The 19,172-nt window shown below is 46.6% G+C and carries 15 protein-coding genes; 7 read left to right on the top strand and 8 right to left on the bottom strand.

What is annotated here, in order from left to right; genetic code table 11:
• Positions 1 to 442 precede the first annotated feature (442 nt).
• Together B3F51_RS06150 and B3F51_RS06145 are read left to right on the top strand one after the other, a co-directional pair.
• On the top strand, positions 443 to 1,363 hold the full coding sequence (locus B3F51_RS06150; protein ID WP_286946074.1) for a chitobiase/beta-hexosaminidase C-terminal domain-containing protein: 921 nt from the start codon (positions 443 to 445) through the stop codon (positions 1,361 to 1,363).
• 310 nt (positions 1,364 to 1,673) lie between these two features.
• Positions 1,674 to 2,720: an alpha/beta fold hydrolase gene (locus tag B3F51_RS06145; RefSeq protein ID WP_286946073.1), complete on the top strand. Its 1,047-nt coding sequence runs from the start codon at positions 1,674 to 1,676 to the stop codon at positions 2,718 to 2,720.
• A gap of 48 nt (positions 2,721 to 2,768) precedes the next feature.
• Here B3F51_RS06145 and B3F51_RS06140 read toward each other — a convergent pair whose 3' ends face one another.
• Positions 2,769 to 5,954 (bottom strand): methyl-accepting chemotaxis protein, encoded by a 3,186-nt coding sequence (locus B3F51_RS06140; RefSeq protein WP_286946072.1) that lies wholly within the window; start codon positions 5,952 to 5,954, stop codon positions 2,769 to 2,771.
• Between the two features lie 252 nt (positions 5,955 to 6,206).
• Here B3F51_RS06140 and B3F51_RS06135 point away from each other — a divergent pair, with 252 nt between their 5' ends.
• Positions 6,207 to 7,475 carry a PAS domain S-box protein gene (locus B3F51_RS06135; protein ID WP_286946070.1) on the top strand — a complete coding sequence of 423 codons (1,269 nt, stop codon included), beginning with the start codon at positions 6,207 to 6,209 and terminating at the stop codon, positions 7,473 to 7,475.
• 112 nt (positions 7,476 to 7,587) lie between these two features.
• On the opposite strand, the gene B3F51_RS06130 is transcribed toward B3F51_RS06135, so the two are convergent.
• Together B3F51_RS06130 and B3F51_RS06125 are read right to left on the bottom strand one after the other, a co-directional pair.
• Complete coding sequence (locus tag B3F51_RS06130) at positions 7,588 to 8,109, bottom strand: 3-isopropylmalate dehydratase small subunit (RefSeq protein ID WP_070372157.1); 522 nt, start codon at positions 8,107 to 8,109, stop codon at positions 7,588 to 7,590.
• Positions 8,110 to 8,124: 15 nt separating this feature from the next.
• Entirely contained in the window at positions 8,125 to 9,411 is a 1,287-nt protein-coding gene (locus B3F51_RS06125; RefSeq protein ID WP_286946068.1) for a 3-isopropylmalate dehydratase large subunit, read from the bottom strand.
• Positions 9,412 to 9,644: 233 nt separating this feature from the next.
• Between B3F51_RS06125 and B3F51_RS06120 the strand changes: the two genes are divergently transcribed.
• Positions 9,645 to 10,382: a MerR family transcriptional regulator gene (locus tag B3F51_RS06120; RefSeq protein WP_139142384.1), complete on the top strand. Its 738-nt coding sequence runs from the start codon at positions 9,645 to 9,647 to the stop codon at positions 10,380 to 10,382.
• 368 nt (positions 10,383 to 10,750) lie between these two features.
• Positions 10,751 to 11,143 carry a hypothetical protein gene (locus B3F51_RS06115; protein WP_070372159.1) on the top strand — a complete coding sequence of 131 codons (393 nt, stop codon included), beginning with the start codon at positions 10,751 to 10,753 and terminating at the stop codon, positions 11,141 to 11,143.
• Between the two features lie 102 nt (positions 11,144 to 11,245).
• On the opposite strand, the gene B3F51_RS06110 is transcribed toward B3F51_RS06115, so the two are convergent.
• Positions 11,246 to 12,436, bottom strand: coding sequence for an MFS transporter (locus B3F51_RS06110; protein ID WP_070372161.1), 1,191 nt, complete (start codon positions 12,434 to 12,436; stop codon positions 11,246 to 11,248).
• Between the two features lie 569 nt (positions 12,437 to 13,005).
• Here B3F51_RS06110 and B3F51_RS06100 point away from each other — a divergent pair.
• On the top strand, positions 13,006 to 13,665 hold the full coding sequence (locus B3F51_RS06100) for a TetR/AcrR family transcriptional regulator (RefSeq protein WP_070372162.1): 660 nt from the start codon (positions 13,006 to 13,008) through the stop codon (positions 13,663 to 13,665).
• 71 nt (positions 13,666 to 13,736) lie between these two features.
• On the opposite strand, the gene B3F51_RS06095 is transcribed toward B3F51_RS06100, so the two are convergent.
• Positions 13,737 to 14,900: an MFS transporter gene (locus tag B3F51_RS06095; protein WP_286808631.1), complete on the bottom strand. Its 1,164-nt coding sequence runs from the start codon at positions 14,898 to 14,900 to the stop codon at positions 13,737 to 13,739.
• Between the two features lie 156 nt (positions 14,901 to 15,056).
• Positions 15,057 to 16,166, bottom strand: coding sequence for a GGDEF domain-containing protein (locus B3F51_RS06090; RefSeq protein ID WP_148637774.1), 1,110 nt, complete (start codon positions 16,164 to 16,166; stop codon positions 15,057 to 15,059).
• A 287-nt stretch (positions 16,167 to 16,453) separates the two neighbouring features.
• Here B3F51_RS06090 and B3F51_RS06085 point away from each other — a divergent pair, with 287 nt between their 5' ends.
• Positions 16,454 to 17,746: a metallophosphoesterase gene (locus tag B3F51_RS06085; protein ID WP_286946067.1), complete on the top strand. Its 1,293-nt coding sequence runs from the start codon at positions 16,454 to 16,456 to the stop codon at positions 17,744 to 17,746.
• Between the two features lie 112 nt (positions 17,747 to 17,858).
• Here B3F51_RS06085 and B3F51_RS06080 read toward each other — a convergent pair whose 3' ends face one another.
• Positions 17,859 to 18,245: a DUF3795 domain-containing protein gene (locus tag B3F51_RS06080; RefSeq protein ID WP_070372166.1), complete on the bottom strand. Its 387-nt coding sequence runs from the start codon at positions 18,243 to 18,245 to the stop codon at positions 17,859 to 17,861.
• 31 nt (positions 18,246 to 18,276) lie between these two features.
• A complete protein-coding gene (locus B3F51_RS06075) occupies positions 18,277 to 19,113 on the bottom strand; it encodes a lipase family protein (protein WP_070372167.1) in 837 nt (278 codons plus the stop codon).
• Between the last annotated feature and the right edge of the window lie 59 nt (positions 19,114 to 19,172).

Here is a 19,172-nt window from a genome sequence, read left to right as displayed (position 1 = left end):
CCTAATAAGTGTGTAATATTTACACTGAAAAGTGAAAAAGAAGGTTTTTGATAAAATCAAAAGAAGGAGTCCAAACGGATGACGACTGAGATTGTGAGCTAAGCCGGTTTTGCAGGTAAAATGGCAGAATCGGCTTAAGCTCTTTTTTGGGTTGGAATAAGCACTAACATAACAGAAATAGTTAAGACGTCTTTTATAAATACGTTTCCCATTGATAACGCTTTTATTTATTTTACCATTAAGCTTCTAAGATTTACAAAATGATCTGTAGTGGTTGCTGTGATCATTTTTTCTAGAACAATTACTCGTTCCTCAATAATTTTTCACTGCTAGTTTCTTTAAAATGGTCACATAAGATAATGATATTTTCCCGGCTGTTCGGGTATTAAGTTTATATAGACGACCGCCAAAGCCTTCACACTGTGGAAGGGAGGTGAAATTCATGAAGGATTCAGAATTTTGTCCAAAGTGCGGAGCAACGCTGGAACCTGGCGAACCATTCTGCGGGAACTGCGGTTTTAATACCGAATCAACGGAGCCGAACATGCTGGTTCCTCAAGATCCTATTCAACCGGCTCAGATTGTTTCAGCCCCACTGTCCGGGCCGCCGAAACCATCATCGAGCGGATCACAGAAGACGGTGATTATCATTCTGTCCGTGCTGCTGGGGGTGATTGTCTTAATCGGCGGCGCCTCATTTTTATGGTTTGCGCTCAAGGATAGCGTCAATCCGCCCAACACCAGTCAGGGATTAACCGGAGAAAAAAAGACCACCATCGATCTGCCTACCTATTCCTTAAACGAAGGCAGTTATACCTCATCGCAGCAGGTCACGATTAACAAACCCGCTGGTGAGGATATTGTTGTCTACTTTACCATTGACGGAACCGATCCCACTGACAAATCCAGTCGTTATGACAGCGCCATTGTGCTCAATGCGACCACCACCCTGAAGAGTATTGCCATTGACAAGTATGGCAATCAAAGTGGTATTAAAACTGGTACCTACACCATCACCATTCCGCAACAGGCCACGACTCAGCCGACCACCACCACACCACCGGCAACCGTCGATCCGGCAATGTCTGAATGGCAGCAATTTGAAAATAACATCAGCGGCACCTGGCAGTGGACCGATGGCAGTGGTTTTACCCTCTATTACCAGTTCAGCAATGGCATGCTCCTGGTAACTGACGGCGGCAGTGACTATTATTATGATTACTATTCATCAACGGTTACAACCGGCACCAACGGCACCATCGGTACCATCTATACCGGCGGCGACCTGATTTACATTGACTGTAACCCATTGGGTGACAATGCCATCTATATCAATGGTTATCTCTGTAGCTATGTCCCCTGAACAAAAATTGTTGCGAGCACCGGAAGGGAGTTAAAATTATGACAATCGGAAAACAAAGCTGAGGCTGAAGCTGCATCAGGATGCAGAATCAGCCTCAGTTATTTTTTTGATAACCGCCGTTGTCGCATTGCTAGAATACCGGCTTCCCGCTTGACGTCATCAAATTGTTTGGCTATAATCAAAATAGCCTGTCTATCAAAAGGCGCAAGGTGCAAGGCAACCAAAACGATATCGGCGCTTGCAAAACTGGATGCAAAAAACACACGGCACATTCACAGCCACTAAAGCGATTAGGAAGGAGGAACAACGATTGGCGCTATTTTTTATTCTGATACTGGCTTTTGTCAGTCTTGTCAGCACCCTGTTGATGGTTTTTGGTTCCGGTAAAATGATCCCTTTCACCGATGCCAGTGGTCGAGTGCTGCCCGGCAGTTTGTCGGAAAAATCCTGGGTGCCCATTAACGGCATCGAAATGGGGATGATCATCAAATCCCGGGACTTACGAAAACCAGTGCTTCTCTTTGTCCATGGCGGCCCGGGGATGCCGGAGTATTGGCTGAATCACACCTATCCTGCCCGGCTGGAAGAATTGTTTACGGTAGTGTGGTGGGATCAGCGGGGCGCCGGTCTGTCCTTCAACACTCAGATCCCCCCAGCCACGATGACCACCGAGCAACTGGTAGCAGACACCCTTTCGGTAACCCACTATCTGCGCCAGCGCTTTCGCCAGGATAAAATCTATCTGATGGCCCATTCCTTTGGCAGCTATATCGGGATTCAGGCGGCGGCCCAGGCCCCGGAGCTCTTTCATGCCTATATCGGGGTGGCCCAGTCGGTCAATCTGGCCCTGTCGGAAGAACTGGCTTATGAATGGCTGCTGGACTTTTATGTAGATGACCAAAAAACCCTGGCCCAACTGAAAAAAGCCCCCTATGGCACTGCCGCATACGAAAAGCTGCGGGATCGGGTCATGCACGAAGCGGGCATCGGCACCACCCACACGATGTATTCGGTGATCTCCGGCATTTTTCTGGCAGTGATGAAACACCAGGAATATATGATAAAAGAAAAGTTACATATCTGGCAGGGCAAAGCTTTTAGTCAACAATCAATCGTCAATGAAGAATTCCGGCAAGCCAACCTCAGCGACATCGTCACCCGGCTGGACATCCCGGTGCTGTTTTTTTCCGGCGCCTACGATTATACCGTCAACCGATTTCTGTCTGAGGTCTATCTGGAAGAATTGCAGGCCCCGGAAAAGCATTTCTATCTTTTTGAAGACTCGGCCCACAGCCCTATTTTTGAGGAACCGGAAGCGGTACTGGCCATTCTAAATGAATTAATCTGCCAACGATAAAAGCAACCTGGATGCAATTGCACCGAGGTTGCTTTGTTTTTGCTTATATTAATACTTATCCATCTCTGCCTCATTCAGGAAGATGTCAATCTGTGGTGTTTCAAAACTTACCGGCTTTGATTCCGGTTGCATTGGATTTCTTATACTGCTTTCCGAGCGCTTCCCTTTGAGACGGAAAGCACCGACCATCTGCTTAAGGATTTCTGCCTGCCCGGATAGTTCCTCACTGGCAGCAGCACTTTGTTCGGCAGTGGCAGAGTTGGTCTGAACTACCTGGGAAACCTGTTCAATCCCCTGATTGATCTGGGCAATTTCTGAGGCCTGATCATTGGAGGCCCGGGCAATATCCCCCACCAGACCCGTTACCTTCTCAATTTGATTGAGGATTTCTTTTAAGCTGTCGGCGGTTTGTCCGGCTATTTTTGAACCAGCTTCTGTTTTGGTGATAGACCCCTCAATCAAAGCAGTGGTTTCCTTGGCGGCTTCGGCACTCCGTGCTGCCAGGGTTCGTACTTCTTCAGCAACCACTGCAAAGCCCTTGCCATGTTGTCCCGCCCGGGCCGCTTCGACTGCGGCGTTTAGCGCCAGGATATTAGTCTGGAAGGCAATGTCATCAATCACCTTGATGATTTTTGAAATATTGCTGGACGCCTCATTGATTTCCACCATTGCCGCAACCATTTCGGCCATTTGGGTGTTGCCCACCTCGGCATTGGTTTTCACCTCCGTGGCCAGTTCATTGGCATTGTTGGCATTTTGGGCATTGCGCTTGGTTTCGCTGGCGACTTCCTCAATCGATGCGGTCAGTTCCTGAATCGAACTGGCCTGTTCGGTGGTTCCTTGAGAGAGAGCCTGTCCGCCATCCGAAATCTGAATGGCCCCGGCTTCCACCTGACCCGCTGCCTCATTAATATCGGACATGGTCTGGCTCAGTGTTGTGGTGATTCCATTAAGGGCTGATTTAATGGCCTGGAAGTCGCCCAGATAGTCGTCGGTAATTTCCAGATCCAGATTGCCCGAACCGACTTCTTTTAAGGTATATGCAATTTCATCCACATAGCGTTTCAGGAATGCGACGGTCTGATTCATATCCTCTTTGATCTGGGTATAATCACCGTTGTAATTCCCCACCATTCCGGTGTTAAGATTCCCCTGGGCCAGTTCTTTAAGGGTTGCCGAAGCTTCCTGTACCGGTGCGACCACAGCGTCCAGAGTCGCATTGACACCGTCCACAATTTTAGCAAAGTCACCCTGATGACGACTGGCATCAGCCCGGGTATCGAGTTGGCCTTCAATCCCGGCCTGGGCCAGCATCGTGGCATCGGCAATCAGATTGTCAACCGAATCTTTAACCTCGGATAAACTGTTGCGAATTTCAGCAAACTGTGCGCTGACATCCGAAGTATACTCATCCGCCTGACCGATTTCCAGATCAAAAGCCAGATTCCCCTGCGACAAACAAGTAAGGTTGTTAGCCAGTCTGGCAACCTCGTTGCTGGTATAATTGCTGACCCGGATCATCGGGGTCAGATCAGTTACGATTTCCACAAAACCAACGTTTTCGCCCTGGGCATTTTTAAGATACGCAGTATCCTGCTTATTATTCTTACCGCACCATTCAAAATAGGTTTCCCCAATACCCTGATCAACCAGACGACGGATACCGCAACCTTCTGTCTGACAAATGTTGGCCCCGGCATGGTGGCAGTCCATCCCCACGGCTGCTTTCCGATCGGTAATAACATTGCCCTCAATCATCAGCGTTTCAAACGCCTTGTTCATAAAGGCCCATTTCATGTCATTATCAGTGACGTGTAAGGGGAATGGCACCGAATCAATGATGGCCTCATACCAGACCATTTTATCAACGACGGTATCCAGAGTCGCATTGACCCCCTGAACAATCTCTTTAAATCCACCAGCAAAAGCGTTGGCATCACCCCGGGTTTCCCACTGCCCGGCCAACGCCGCATTTGACAGCATGGTGGCTTCACCAATCAAGGCCCGGATTGTTTCCACTGTCCGCTTTAACACTGGGGTTACTTCATTGGTCGGATCTGTGACTTCAATATTTGATGACACATCACCATTCGAAATTCTCTTCATTAAGCCAATAATGCCATATTCCAGGGTATCAGCCAGATGATTCAGGGAATTAGTCATTTCGCCGACTTCGTCTTTGGAAGTCACTTCAACCCGTTTGCTGAGGCGACCAGCATCGAGATCCTTAATCATTGCATTGGCGATAATCACCGGCTTGGCAATCCGTTTTGAAATGATATATGAAATCATCGCACCAGCAACCAGAATTGCAATTGCAAAGATGATAATGGTATTGCGCAGTTGCACAATCGGTGCCAACATTGCCGTTTCGGATTCGGTAATCACCAACGTCCAGGTTGTTTCAGGGATGGGGGCTACATATGCCAGTTTGGTTTCACCATTATATTGATATTCAAAATCAGCAACTTCATTTGAGCCCAGGGCTTTGAACATGGCCCCAAAACCGTTGAGGCCGTCTTTTTCGATGTTGTCAAAGACATTGGTTTGGCTCAGTACAAGCTCTTCGCTGGGATGTGCCATCATTCCTCCGTTGGCACTGATCACATAGCCGTATTTGATTTTACCATCGCCCAGAGTATTGGTGATCGCACTTAAGAAGTTGGCATCCCGTCTGCCGAGCAGTACCCCAACCACCTGATTGTCTTTTTTTATCGGTACCACTTCAAAAATTGCTGGCTGCTTCGTCACCTGACTGATAGCCACGTCCGATACGTAGGCATTGCCTTTTAACGCTTGCTGATACCAGATCTCATTAGGCACATCAAACTCGCCACCACTGACCACATATTTCCCATGGCCATTGGTGCCAATCACGGCCATGTCCTGATAGCCCAATCGCTCCACATCAGCAGAAATCGAAGCGGCCTGGGTGCCGAAATCCATGCCGGTGGTGCGATCCCGCAGGGCAATCTCATTAAGTCGCTCCAGATTACCAATAATTTCTGCCCCAATCAGGCTGGCTGATTCCTCCACATATTCCAAGGCGTCTGATTCAGTCTCCTGATCAATAATAGCGGCCCCACTGTTGACAACCAGAATCCCCAGAGTCAGAATGGCGGCGGCCAGGGTCAATACCGTCAGCAGAATAAGCTTGGTGCTTAAGTGCATTTTAACTTGAAATCCCTCACCTCCATTCTGTTTGACTGTTAAATCATTCGTTTCCGTTTTCATTGATGCGACTCCTCTCATTTTTGTCAGCCAACTTTACTTATCTTTAGCTGTTTTTTACTGTTTCGTTCTCCACAACGGCTTATCGCATTTATATCCTGACAATTTTACCAAAGACTAGTAATAAACATTTAGGAATTAATTGCATTTAACCCTTGAAAACCGCAATGGTTAGAATTATACTAGAGGAGTCTCAACAATTTCTCAACAAAATAGAATCAATACAGTTTAGTAGTGCCGTGGAGGTTAAGATTCATGCAAAGAAACATCGTAAATGATTCACAACTCGATTTTGAGCTGCTGGTTGAAACGCTCATGGAGTGTATTTGGGTTTTTGATCTCAGTGCCCAAAAATTTCTCTATATCAGCCCGTCCATTTTCCAGCTCCGGGGTCTGACTGTCGAAGAGGCGATGAAGGAAAAACTGGAAGATTGTTTAACCGTTAGGTCGCTACAGAAACTGAAAAACGATAGTTTGCGCCGTTATCAACGTTTTATTGACGGTGATCGCAGCAACTCGATTGTATACCATCTTGGCGACTATGAGCAGTATTGCAAAGACGGCTCCATCAAGTATATTGAAATATCCACCCGGCTGGAATTAGACACTGCCACTGAACATGTCTTAGTTGTTGGCGTATCCCGGGATATTACCCAACGTAAACTTCATGAGAAAAATCTGATCAAAACGATCCGAACCCAGCATAAACTTATGAACGTCGAGCCATCAGGAAAGAATGGTGAGTTTCAATTATTTGTTTACTTTTTTGGAAAATTCAGAGTCTGCACCAAACCTCACGAAAACCCAATCAAATGGCGAACCAGCAAGACTGAAGAACTTTTTGCTTTTTTGTTGCAAAAAGAGAATCAGTATATTTCGAGAGATGAAATCCTTGAAGCTCTCTGGCCGGAAGCAGCGATGGAGAAAGCGATCAAACTCCTGCATACGACAATCTATAATCTTAAAACTGATCTAAAAAAAACCAATGTTTGTTTTAACCTGAATCTGACGAATGGCTTTTATTTTTTTGATTCTCAGCACTTTTATTCCGATCTCAGTGAAGTACGAAAACTGCTAAACACTTCCGTTAATCCCTATGCTGAAATCGATGAAAAATCTGCCCGAGACATCGAATATGCCGTAATTTTGTATCAAGGCGACTATCTGTCCGAAAATGATTACAGCTGGGCGTCTGCCCAAAGAGCTTTTTATCGGCGGCAATTTGAAAAGTACACCTTTATGCTTGCCCGCTATTATTTTTTGCGGCGGGACTATCGCTCCACCCGGCGTATATTGGACATGCTGATTGCGCTTGACAACCTCAATGAAGACTATCACGAGCTGCTTTTAAATGTATTTCTTTTTGATGATGATTATGCCGGTTTCATTAAGCATTATAACGATCTACTAGAAATGCTTCAACGAGAGCTGAATCAGCCCCCCACTCAGTCCATTCAAACCCTCTATCAGCAATATCGCGATTATGCCCAAATCTGTATTGAAAAAAAGCGTGCACACTTTTAACGTTTGCCCTGATCCCTATCATATTCGACACATATCCAAAAAAAGACTGCAAACCGAAGGATGCAGTCTTTTTAACGTGCTGATCTTTATGTCTTTGTTATTTGAATCGAGTTTAGTAATTTTTATCAGCGTAACCAACCCAGCCGCCTTCTTTGACCAGGGTTTTGTCAAATTCGCCGACGGCAAAATCAATGGTTTCGGATTTGCCATCAGCCTGGATCACAATTTGGCTGCCATCGACATCAATTTCCATGGTCACGGCTTTCCCGGCATAGTCTTTAAAGAGTCCATCGATGGTTGCTTTGGGTAATTCAATGGCAAACATCCCACAATTATACATGTTCTGTCTAAAAATCCGGGCAAAACTTTCGGCAATCACGACGTTGATGCCATTGACTTCCAGGGCCCAGGGGGCATGTTCACGGGACGAACCGCAACCAAAGTTTTCCCGGGTCACAATGACCGCCTTATCCTCGGTATCAGCCCGGGAAAAGCCGGGCAAGACCAGATCCTCCAGCAGATTGGGCTTTAAGGCCTCTTTGGTAATTTCGGTCAGATATTTGGCCGGGATGATCTCATCGGTGTTAATATCACTACGATCTAAAAATAATACATTTCCTTTAAATGTCTTCATGTCCTTCCCCCTTTTCTAAGCTTTGTATAAGTCGGAATTTTCAATGGTTCCGCTAATGGCTGCCGCTGCTGCCGAGGCCGGACTCATCAAATGAACCATGCCGCCCTTACCCATCCGGCCGTTGAAATTACGGTTGGTGGTGGAGGCACAGACTTCGCCTTCAGCCAGGACCCCGTTGCTCATCCCCAGACAGGCGCCGCAGGTCGGGTTGGTGACACAGAAACCAGCATCCTGGAAGATTTCGATGATGCCTTCTTTTAAAGCCAGCGAATAAATGGCTGGGGTCGCCGGGCTGACAATGGCGCGGACGGTATCGCTGATTTTTTTGCCCTTGAGAACTTCCGCGGCGATCCGCAAATCTTCAATCCGGCCGTTGGTGCAGCTACCGATATAGATCTGATCAACTTTGGTGCCGGACACTTCGGCCACGGTTTTGACCTGATCGGGTTTGTAACCGACGGTAACCATCGGTTGCAGTTGTGAGACATTGTAAGTAAGCACCCGTTCGTAGTCGGCATCCGCATCGGAAACCCATTTAGAATAATCGGCCAGAGCGTCTTCTTTGGTAGCGAATTCGTCCTGGATGAAGTCCCAGAGATAATCGACGGTGGTCATATCCGGATAGCAGATCCCGCAGGTGCCACCGGCTTCAATGGCCATATTGCACAAAGTCATCCGGGATTCCATCGACATCGCATCGACAACGGGACCGGTAAATTCAATGACCATATTGGTTGCACCGTTCACAGTCAGCTCTTTAATGATAAAGAGGATCAGATCCTTGGCATAAACGCCTGGTTGCAGGGACCCGGTTAAAACAATTTTAATGGTTTTAGGAAAATGAAAGGCGCAAACTCCTTTTAGAATCCCAACTTCCAGATCGGTGGTACCGATTCCGGCGGCAAAAGCCCCAAAGGCCCCATGGGTACAGGTGTGTGAATCGCCCATGATGATGGTGTAGCCGGGTCGGACAAATCCTTTTTCCGGGAAGATGGCGTGACAGACGCCGTTTCTGCCCACATCAAAAAAGTCCTTTATGTCATGTCTCCGGGCCCAATCCCGGAGGATTTTGCCCTGTTCGGCGGTTTTGGAATCCTTGGCGGGGGTGACATGGTCGATAACGGCCTTAATCTTTTCGGGATCGAAAACCCGATCCATCCCCCGGGCCATCAGATCGGTGATGGCAATTGGTGTGGTGATTTCATGACAGAAAACCCGGTCCAGTTTTAACACATGTGTATCTGGAAATGGCTCGTCTACCCGATGTGCATCAAATATTTTTTCAGCTATTGTCTTACCCATTTTAATCTCCTTCTTTTTTGTCACTTTCTTAATCTCAATAAACTCTTCTCTATTATGACATAAACCTGTAAATAGATCAATAAAGCAGAACAAATCAATCCAGCTGCTTGCAAATATTTTCAGACTGACGAAAACTTTTTTTATTTCCCGCTTGACTCTGACCTTAGGTCATAGCTTATGATAGAAGCAGGTCAGGGAAAACCGAGCCGACAAATACCAGCAAGGAGAAGCCAATGAAAATGACGGTTAAGGAAGTGGCGACGCTTACCGGGGTCAGTGTGCGCACCCTTCACTACTACCATCGTGAAGGAATTCTGATTCCCTGTGAGATCACCGAAAATAAGTATCGATACTATGACACGGCCAATCTGGCCCAGCTCCAGAATATTCTGTTCTTACGGGAACTGGATTTTTCGATCCAGGAAATCAAAGGGATTCTGGCCGACCCCAACTATGACGAAATGGATGCCTTTAAAAAGCAACGCCACCTGCTGCTGCTCAAACGACACCGTCTGGACAAACTGATTGCCTTGCTGGACCAAAAATTAGAAGGAGAAAAAACCATGAATTTTAAACCATTTGATATGAGTGAAATTGAAGCGAACAAGAAACAATACGAAACCGAGGTAAAAACACGTTGGGGCAAAACAGACGCCTACCGCCAAAGCCAGCAAAAAACCAATGGCTATAGCCCGGATCAGTGGGAAGCCATCCACAATGAAACAGAAGCCATCTATGCCGGCTTTGTTGCCAATATGAATAAAGATGCCGCTGACCCGGTGGTTCAGGAGCTGGTTGCCCAGTGGCAAGACAACATTACCCGACACTACTATGACTGTACAAAAGAAATCCTGGCTGGATTGGGGCTGATGTATGTTCACGATGAGCGCTTCAAAGAAAACATCGACAGCCATGCCGAGGGCCTGGCCCAGTTCATGAGCGATGCCATTGCAATTTTTTCCAGTAAATAGGGAATAATCCCCATTATTTATATTTTTACATCAAAAATTAAGAACCATTTGGGCAATTCTACCACGAACTTCCCAAATGGTTCTTTTTATTTATCCCTTTGCGTTTACAACTTTGCTCACCCGCCAATAATCTGGGGGTACTTAGAAGATTTCTTACAACACATACCAGTTGCCGCTTAAATCTTCATAAAATCGTAATCTGTTGTTAACATAAAGTTCATATTCATCTGCTATGATTAAGATACCAATCAGGCAACATGACAATACGGAGTTGCTGATGATTGAAAAAAATAACTTGGCCACTGACTGATCAGTGTCCCTTATCCTGATTTAGCCGCTTGGTTAATCACATATTTTAGGAGAATAACATGAACCAATATACTTTAAATAATGCTTTTACCCTGTCTGATCTGGAAAAGACGATGACCAAAATCACTCAGCATATTAATCCCTCTCAGCTAAAATACCTTTTTGAACAGCCCCAGAAAAGCTGCCTGAAATATTTAAAGAGCCTCTGGACGGAGATTAACATCGAAAACCACTGTAATCTGACCGGCATCGATTTTAGCCAGGTTCACAAAACGGCGGATATTGAGATTCCCGAAACCCTCGACAATCAGTGCCGGGAATGTCTCAATACCAGCAAAAACAAACTTTCAGCCTATGAGCAGCTGTTTCTTTCCAACTATAATCTGGCCATGAATGACTTTGCCGATGACACCATTAAGGGCACCTATTCCAGCTACGACCACTATTTATAAACGCCTTGATCCAGGCGTTTGATACGATCTTCAACGACTTTAAGAAAGCCACCCCTTTCATAACCGAAATGAGTGGCTCTTTTTTTATTTTTTTTGTTTACTTTAGGACTGTTGCGGTGCCTCAGGCATTGGTGCCCCACCTTTTAATGGATTGACAATCAGGAAGATCACAAAGAATACGGTTGTCACAGCGACACTAACGGCAATTGGCGCTGTTACCGCATCACCGGTAATACCAGCAATGGCGCCAATCCAATAGGTTGACAGGAAACCGAAGAGGTTCATCCCGGCCATAAAGAAGGATACTCCCAAAGCCATCTGCGATGGTTTAACGGTCATTGAAATCAGCATCATACTGGCCGGAATCAGCGTTGACATGGCAAAGCCTTCAATGAAAACACCGACTGACAACAGCGCAATATTGCTGGCAAAAACAACCAGGGCGAAACCGATTGCCGCCAGAGCATAACCAACCGCCATGATAAAGCGGCCGGAGATTTTAAACAGTTTGCCAAAAACCGAACCAGCGACCATGCCGCCGATGGTTAGAAGGGCCAGAACAATACCGGCGGTGGCAGTCGTTCCCATGCCACGTTCGACAATCAGGGTCGACATGTTAACCAGCATCGGATAAACTGACAGGGTATAGATCCCATATACCAGAACGATAATAAACAATTTAACCGGCAGTTTTTCTTTAGGTGCTTTCTGGGTTTCCGCGGTAACCGGTGCTTGCGCAGGCTCTGGCAGGAAAAAAATAACCAGCAGTAGTGAGATTATACCCAGCGCATGAGGCAGGAAGCTGTAATTCCATCCAATCCCGGCAAAATAGCCGCCCATAAATTGAAGAACCATCCCGCCGATATTCATGGCCAGGGTGACCATACCCGTCATGGTTGCGACCTTATCGCCTTCATAAACACCCATAACCAGTGAATTGGCCAGTGGTGACATGATCCCCAGACCGATCCCAAAGACGGCCCGCTCAATCAGGATAACGGAGAAGTCGGTGGCAAAATAGGGAGCGACCCCACCGAGGACGAAGAGTGTCATCCCCAGTACTGCCAGGGTTCGGTATTTAACCTTGCTACCAGCGACCGACCCAGCAATCAGGGTTGCGGGAATTACGGTTAATGAGGGCAGTGTTGATACCAGCAAAAGCGTGGTAATCGGAAGATCTGAGAATTGTACAAAAATTGCATTCAGAGCCGGAGTAATGGTTCCGACACCCATTCCGAAAAACGCCATGGCCAAAATTGTAAAGGTAGAGATTGGTTTTACTTGTTGTTTCATTTTTTTCCTCCTTTTAATTTTATTTGTGATTTAAGTGATTAAAAACAACCACAAATTTACGTGTTTACGATTTCCGTGATGTCAACTTGACTGAAATCTATTTTGTCGGTGAACGTTATGCTGTAACCAGTTCTTTTTCTTTTGCTGCGGCACTGCCAGCATCCGGAGCGTAACCATCAGCACCAACGTCAACAGCCTCTTCCGGTGTAACCGGGGCACACCCACAATCACCTTAACATCTCCCTTCCTCCCGTTAAATGAATTCAATGTTCTTACGAAATAAGCAGATCTGAATAATTTTGGCCGTTTTTATAACAATCTAATCATTTCTGTCGAAACGCATAATAACGGCTTCCATCTCATGTTAATGAGGTTTTTATAAGACTTACCGTCCCAGATCGTTTGATTTAACCGGTTCAATAAATGTATTGTAATCGGTTTTTTACGAAAAGTCAATACATTTTACATTTATTTAATTTTAACTGGTTAAATATAATTTATTTGCATCTATTTATTAAAAGTGTTAAAATAAAATGATACCCCAAAATACCATTATGAAAGAGATGACCATGAATAACCAAAAAGAACAGATCCTCCAGGTAGCCAGCCAGTTATTTTATGAACAGGGCTATAAAAAAACCTATCTGGATCAGATTGCCGCAATCTGTGAAATTACCAAGCCCCTGATTTCCTATTACTATAAATCGAAATCCAGTCTGGCCCGGGCCGTCAGCGATACCTTTCTCTTTGAACTTAAGAATAAAGTGGCTCTGAAACTTTATACCGACTATTTTAAAGAACGAAAAGCAGATCTGCAGGTCAGCACCGCCGTAGAAATTCGGCTCTATAACCAGATGTTTCTGGCCGATCCCAAAGCGATGCGCTTTTTAAAAGAATTAGCCGATGACAAATATGAAGATCTCTTCAGTCAGGAAAGTATCCGCCTCTATAAAATCCATGATCGCCGTTATCATCTGAACGTTAATGCCGATACGGATGAACTTGCAATGATTGCCAATGCAGCCAGAGGTGCCTCTTTTTCCGTTTTGTGGGCCTATGACCGGGGCGAATTTAATTGTACCCAGGAAGACTGTCTGGATTATATCGCACGGCTCAATTTTGTCCTGATGAATGTAGATAAAGAACGTATCGATGCCATTCTGGCCGAAAGTAAAGAAGTGCTCAAACAGGTGCCCTTTACCTTTAAACCTTATTTCCAAATTGAATAATGTTACACAACAAAAACCTCCTGGATTAACAATCAAATCCAGGAGGTTTTTATGGTCACTATGAACGTTACTTAGGCTTCTTTTTTATCCATGATCGCATTGCCAACAAACGACATCAATCCCACTGCCGCCAGCCCGACAGCCGCCAGCAAAAACTTGATCTCAATGCCACCGCCAGTCAGATTGGCCACCCCATTGGACAGAATCGGCGAGACAAAAATGCCGACACTAGTGGATGCCGTGACGACGGCAATGGCCAGCGAACTGATGGAGGGATGGACGGCGTTGGCGGCCTGAAAGGTTCCCGCCGGATTAATGGTAGCCAGACAAAAACCACAGCACATGGCACCAATAAACAGCGATGGCAGACTACCCAGCATAAAGATTAACAGCATCCCCAAACCGCCAACCAGTAAGGATACCGGAATAACCAGTTTTTTAAGTACCCGCTGCATCCGGCCAAACAAAATTCCGGTGAGCATCCCGGCGGCTGACATGGCGGTGTTGATCAGTCCACTGGTAGAAGCATCCCCCAACCCATTCCCGACCACAAACATGGCCACATTGGTTTGAAACACAAAAAGGAAAACCCCAAACAAAAACATGGTCAGCGCCGTAAAATAGACCCGGCCATTCAGCCTGGCACTTTTTTCCTGATGGGTGTCGGCAGCATGTGCCGGAGCATGATCCCGGGGCAGATTTTTCATGACAATCACAATGACCGGTATAAAAACCAGATAAACCAGATAGGACATCTGCCAGGAAATTCCGGCCAGCATCCCCGAGCTAAACAGCAGCACCATGCTGCCACCATTAACAAAGGCTGATTGCAGCCCCATCAACGCACCACTTTCCTCGGCCACAAAATAATCGGCAATCAAGGCCATCGACATGGTCGAGTTCATCCCCTGAGCGATCCCCAGCAGCAAACTGCAAGCCAAGAGTACATAAATACTGGTTGACCCGAACAGCAGAGCAATCATCCCGCCAGCCAGGCCGCAGACCAGACCAAAAATGACCAAGCTTTTCTTGGGCAGTCGCAACGACAAGGGCCCTGATGCAAAGGCAAACACCAGGCCCATCAAGGCGGGAATGGTCAATACCATCGAAATCAGGGATGGATCGACCCCCACAAAGTAGGCCTGAATATCGGCCAGAATGGCTGAAGCAGTCATCGATATCATCAATAGTGATGATATCGACAAAATCGCAATTTTAATTCTTTTCTTTTCCAAGACGCTCTCCTACACTCTTTTCTTTTTATCCGCAGCTTTTTATTCTCGCAAATTAAATTAAGAATCTAAAAACTTTACCGGTTAAATTTAGTGTATTATATTACATCCTGATTTTTGTGTCAACGCTTTCAGCACCAAGACGGCAATAAAGTTCGTTCAGACCTCATTTTGCCGGGCTCTTGCCACTTCCTGACGCAGTTTTTCATCCAGTGCTTCATAGCTGACCACCTGATTACGACCCTGTCGCTTGGCAACATAAAGGGCACTGTCAGCTTGCTTAATGGTCTCAAAGCAGTCACCCCCGGCATAGATGGCCACCCCTAAGGAAATGGTAATGGCACAAACACCATTGACCGATTTTTCCACCGACTTGCGAATCCGCTCCGCCACCGCCATCGCCTGATCAGCCGGACAGTCAAACAGAATCACCACAAATTCTTCGCCGCCCCAACGCATCACCATATCCGGCCCCCGCAAACTGTTACGGATACAGTCCGCCACAAACTGCAAAATTCGATCTCCCTCGTCATGGCCGTAGCGGTCATTGACCAGTTTGAAATGATCAATATCCATAATCAGGATTGCAATGGCGTCACTCAAAAAGGTCAGATCATGACCTTCTCCCATAATCTTGTGTAACTGACGGCGGTTGAAGACCTGGGTTAAGGGATCGTGAAAAAGGGCAAATTCCAGCTTGCGCTGGGTGATGTAGTGGTCGTAATAAAAACCCGCAATGATAAAATCAACCAGACAGAGCAGCACAATGACCTGGATATTAAAGGTCAAAATGGCATTGATGTTTTCAAAATGATAGAGATGATCTGCCAGCAAAATATCCCCGATCAGCCCCAGCTGGCCAATGATAGCCACAAATGGCGGTGCCGCAAAAGAGACCAGTAGTAGCACCAGACTCATGATCAGAAAGCCCTCATTGACATAGGACTGATCCGCCAGATACGACCCCGCCCAGATGTTGCCCCAGATCATCGCATGAACCATCAGGTAGGTCAGTATCCCCATAATTTTGTAGTTGTTAATTTTCTGATAGGCCCAAAAAACAACCAACATCGGCACCACCACCGAGCTGCGAATCAGGAAAGAACGCCCCAACGCCGCCCCATCAACCTGCCAGTCGGCCACAAACAGAATCAGAAACATAAAGGCCGAGGCAAACAATACTCCCAAATTGAACCGTTTGTAATAATCGTACTTGGCCTGATAAAAATCATCCCGGGCCTTACCCTCTAGTTTTAAAAATCCTCCCATTGTGTTACTCCGCCTTCCTTGATGTCTGCCATTATGGCACTGTAAAACGCACCTTTATCCGTATTATAGCGCAACAGCCAAACAAGGGCTACTGCTTTTACGGCTTTTCTCTTTAATTCCGGTGACATGATCGTAAACAACCTGGCTCGATATAACAATCAATGACTTTTCAACTGTTCCCATTTCTGTTATAATTCAACAAACAATTGCGTATTTTTCGCTGCCGGGGTTTATATTTTAAGAGCAATGAGCGAAGAGGATGCAAAATAAAAAAGGGAGAATTCTTTATGAAATCATTAAAGTCCGGACTGTTACTGTCCCTTGTTCCTGTGCTGATTGTGTCACTGGCCGCCTGTGCCGCCAAACCCACTAATCAGGCTGATTCGCTGCCCCTCTGGGAGAATGATGCCGCCCATACCGCCAGCCGGGTTGTCGTCATCAGCGATCTCCATCTGGGGATTGATGACAGCTTTTCTGAAACAACCAAAAACAAAGCGGCGTTGGTGTCCTTTCTGGGACAATTAAACAGCAGCGAGATTGATGAACTGGTCATTGATGGCGACCTTTTTGATCAGTGGTTTGTTCCGGTAAGCTATACCGGCCCCACCGAACTGAAGGCCTTCTTTAAAAAAGTTGCCGAAAATAATGCTGAGATCGTTGCTGCCCTCGAAACACTGATCAAGAGCGGCGTCACGGTGACCTATGTTCCCGGCAATCACGACCTGCTGTTAACCGATGAACTGCTGGCCGAACTGATCCCCGGGATTAAACAGATCCGGGATGTGGCTGGTCTTGGCACCTATCGAACCGGCGCCCGTTCGGAAATTGTCATTGAGCATGGCCACCGCTATAACACCTTCTGTGCCCCGGATACCCTGTCCAATAAAGAATTCACCGGTGCTTATCCCTCGATTCTGCCGCCAGGCTATTTCTTTACCCGGGTCGCTGCCACCTCGGTAGCCGAAGGTAAGTCCGCTCCCCAGCTTACGCTGCCCGAGGTAGCAAAACCAGCAACTGATAACATTGATCAGCTGGGTGCCTATGCCTATTACCAGACCTGGGCTGGTACCATCGAAACCTTCCCGATCAACGCCGGTTTTACTGAGCCGGTTATCAACCTTGATGTCGATGGCTACAACGACAGCTTTGCCCTTTCCGATTTGCTGCCAACGCTTCAGGCTGACGGCACCATCAGTGCCGCTTTATACGCCAACGTTCAACGACGCTGGGATGCCCTCCAGGATGCCAACGGCGTTGCCGTCAAACTCCCCTATGCCGAAGCTACTGCCCGGGCTCAGGATCCCACCTTCTGTGATGAGCAGGCGGTGACCCAGTATTTCAATGTCGATCCTACGGTTGATATCGTTGTCTTTGGACACACCCATGTGCCGGTGTACAACACCTTTAGCCAAGGGTACAACCGGGAGAAAACCTATGTTAACAGCGGCACCTGGATTGATAAAAATCTGCTGGGGGCCGATATGACCTTTGTGGTGATTGAATCCGGTAAGGATACCTCAGCCGTGCGTCTGATGCAATATGCTGCCGATGGGACGATTACCGATATCAGCCAGCCGTAAACTGGTTACTTTAGATCGGCAGCGTATCGTTTTAAGCCCCGGGGTTAAAACGATACAGCCAGTGAATAAAAACCGCCCATGGCGCGCAAAGCAGCACCATGGGCGGTTTTAGTTAATTATCCTTTTTACTTAAATTGATGTGCTTTTTGAAAAAGGCTTTTTCCAGCACAGCGTATTCCTGATCATTGCAAATTTCCTGACAGATGGTTTTGTATTTTCGGGATTTTGTCAGCATCGCTTCAATCTTCTGACAGGGGTACTCTACACACTGCAGGCAGTGTCTGACCCCATGTTCCCAGGTACAGTCGATGAGACCGTAGGCACATTGTTTGTCGGGATTGCAACCCGGACATTTCATTTCCGCGGCTGGAACCACCCGGTCCCGCCATCCCAGGTAATGCCACAGTTCGGCCACCTGCTTCAGTTCTTCTTCGGTATCAGCATTGAAGCGGGGACAATAGGTACAATTATCACCGCATAAGGTAATTCGATCCTGCATGTGTTTTTCCCTTCCTTTTTAAAGCCTTATCCTAATTATTAGCCATTGCCGCAGCCAATGCCGACAAGTCAATGGCCTCCGGACCAAAACCCGGGCTGCTGCTTTGCAGTTGCCGGAAATAATTGTGATCCTGTTCGCCCAGCTTCTGGAAATAATAATTGATCCGATGATTTAAAAACAGATTGTTCATCTGGAAAGCAATTGGCACTGCAACATCCACGTGCTCATAAACCAGACCGGTTTCGGTAAAGGGCGGCGGATATTCGGCTGCTGGCAGGGTTGGGATAAAATCATGGACATTATAAATCCGGAAACTGTTTTTAACCTGGGCCTTATAAGCCGCTGCAAAATCCCGATCACCCGGTCTGCCAGCGGCATAAGTATAGGCAATGATGGCCTTTCGGTTGCTATTGACAGCCAAGTCCAGGGCCGCCATAATGGCCAGATCACCACCCAGACTATGGCCGGTGATATAGAATTTTTTGTCCTGAGGCAATTGACTGAGCTGGTCAAGCACTTCCTCCCGGAGTGACTGATAGATCCGGGTGATCCCCCGGTGACAGAGTCCGGCATTTTTTACATAAGGAAAGGGAATCTGAAAAAGATCCAGATCAGAATCCAGGTTGGGGGTTGAATCGGTTCCCCGAAAAGCCAGCACTAAGGAGTCTTTCGACTCCGCAATATAACCAAAATTCTCTTGCGTTTTTTCCGTCACGCCAGCCATCCCCTTAAATGAAGATCGCAGTTCAAAACCAACTGGCAGCACCAGTTGCTGTTGATCATAAAAAAGGTAGGTCTGGTAACAAAAACCGGCCATTAAAATCGCATCCTGATTACTGTAAATTTCAGGTAAATCGCATTGCTTCATAAATATTCTCCATTCCGCCGCTATTTTTCGCAGCATCGTAATTGTCAAAATGGCCTGGA

The organism is Acetobacterium sp. UBA5834, from assembly GCF_002435675.1.
In the GTDB taxonomy this organism is placed as follows: domain Bacteria; phylum Bacillota; class Clostridia; order Eubacteriales; family Eubacteriaceae; genus Acetobacterium; species Acetobacterium wieringae.
Note: the sequence above shows the minus strand (reverse complement) of the source record. Positions and strands in the feature narration are given on the sequence as shown.

Excerpts from the sequence above, each read along its gene's own strand:
- B3F51_RS06085 (WP_286946067.1), top strand. The coding sequence starts at position 16,454 with ATGAAATCATTAAAGTCCGGACTGTTACTGTCCCTTGTTCCTGTGCTG.
- B3F51_RS06115 (WP_070372159.1), top strand. The coding sequence starts at position 10,751 with ATGAACCAATATACTTTAAATAATGCTTTTACCCTGTCTGATCTGGAA.
- B3F51_RS06125 (WP_286946068.1), bottom strand. The coding sequence starts at position 9,411 with ATGGGTAAGACAATAGCTGAAAAAATATTTGATGCACATCGGGTAGAC.
- B3F51_RS06080 (WP_070372166.1), bottom strand. The coding sequence starts at position 18,245 with ATGCAGGATCGAATTACCTTATGCGGTGATAATTGTACCTATTGTCCC.
- B3F51_RS06075 (WP_070372167.1), bottom strand. The coding sequence starts at position 19,113 with ATGAAGCAATGCGATTTACCTGAAATTTACAGTAATCAGGATGCGATT.
- B3F51_RS06120 (WP_139142384.1), top strand. The coding sequence starts at position 9,645 with ATGAAAATGACGGTTAAGGAAGTGGCGACGCTTACCGGGGTCAGTGTG.
- B3F51_RS06150 (WP_286946074.1), top strand. The coding sequence starts at position 443 with ATGAAGGATTCAGAATTTTGTCCAAAGTGCGGAGCAACGCTGGAACCT.
- B3F51_RS06135 (WP_286946070.1), top strand. The coding sequence starts at position 6,207 with ATGCAAAGAAACATCGTAAATGATTCACAACTCGATTTTGAGCTGCTG.
- B3F51_RS06100 (WP_070372162.1), top strand. The coding sequence starts at position 13,006 with ATGAATAACCAAAAAGAACAGATCCTCCAGGTAGCCAGCCAGTTATTT.
- B3F51_RS06110 (WP_070372161.1), bottom strand. The coding sequence starts at position 12,436 with ATGAAACAACAAGTAAAACCAATCTCTACCTTTACAATTTTGGCCATG.
- B3F51_RS06140 (WP_286946072.1), bottom strand. The coding sequence starts at position 5,954 with ATGAAAACGGAAACGAATGATTTAACAGTCAAACAGAATGGAGGTGAG.
- B3F51_RS06130 (WP_070372157.1), bottom strand. The coding sequence starts at position 8,109 with ATGAAGACATTTAAAGGAAATGTATTATTTTTAGATCGTAGTGATATT.
- B3F51_RS06090 (WP_148637774.1), bottom strand. The coding sequence starts at position 16,166 with ATGGGAGGATTTTTAAAACTAGAGGGTAAGGCCCGGGATGATTTTTAT.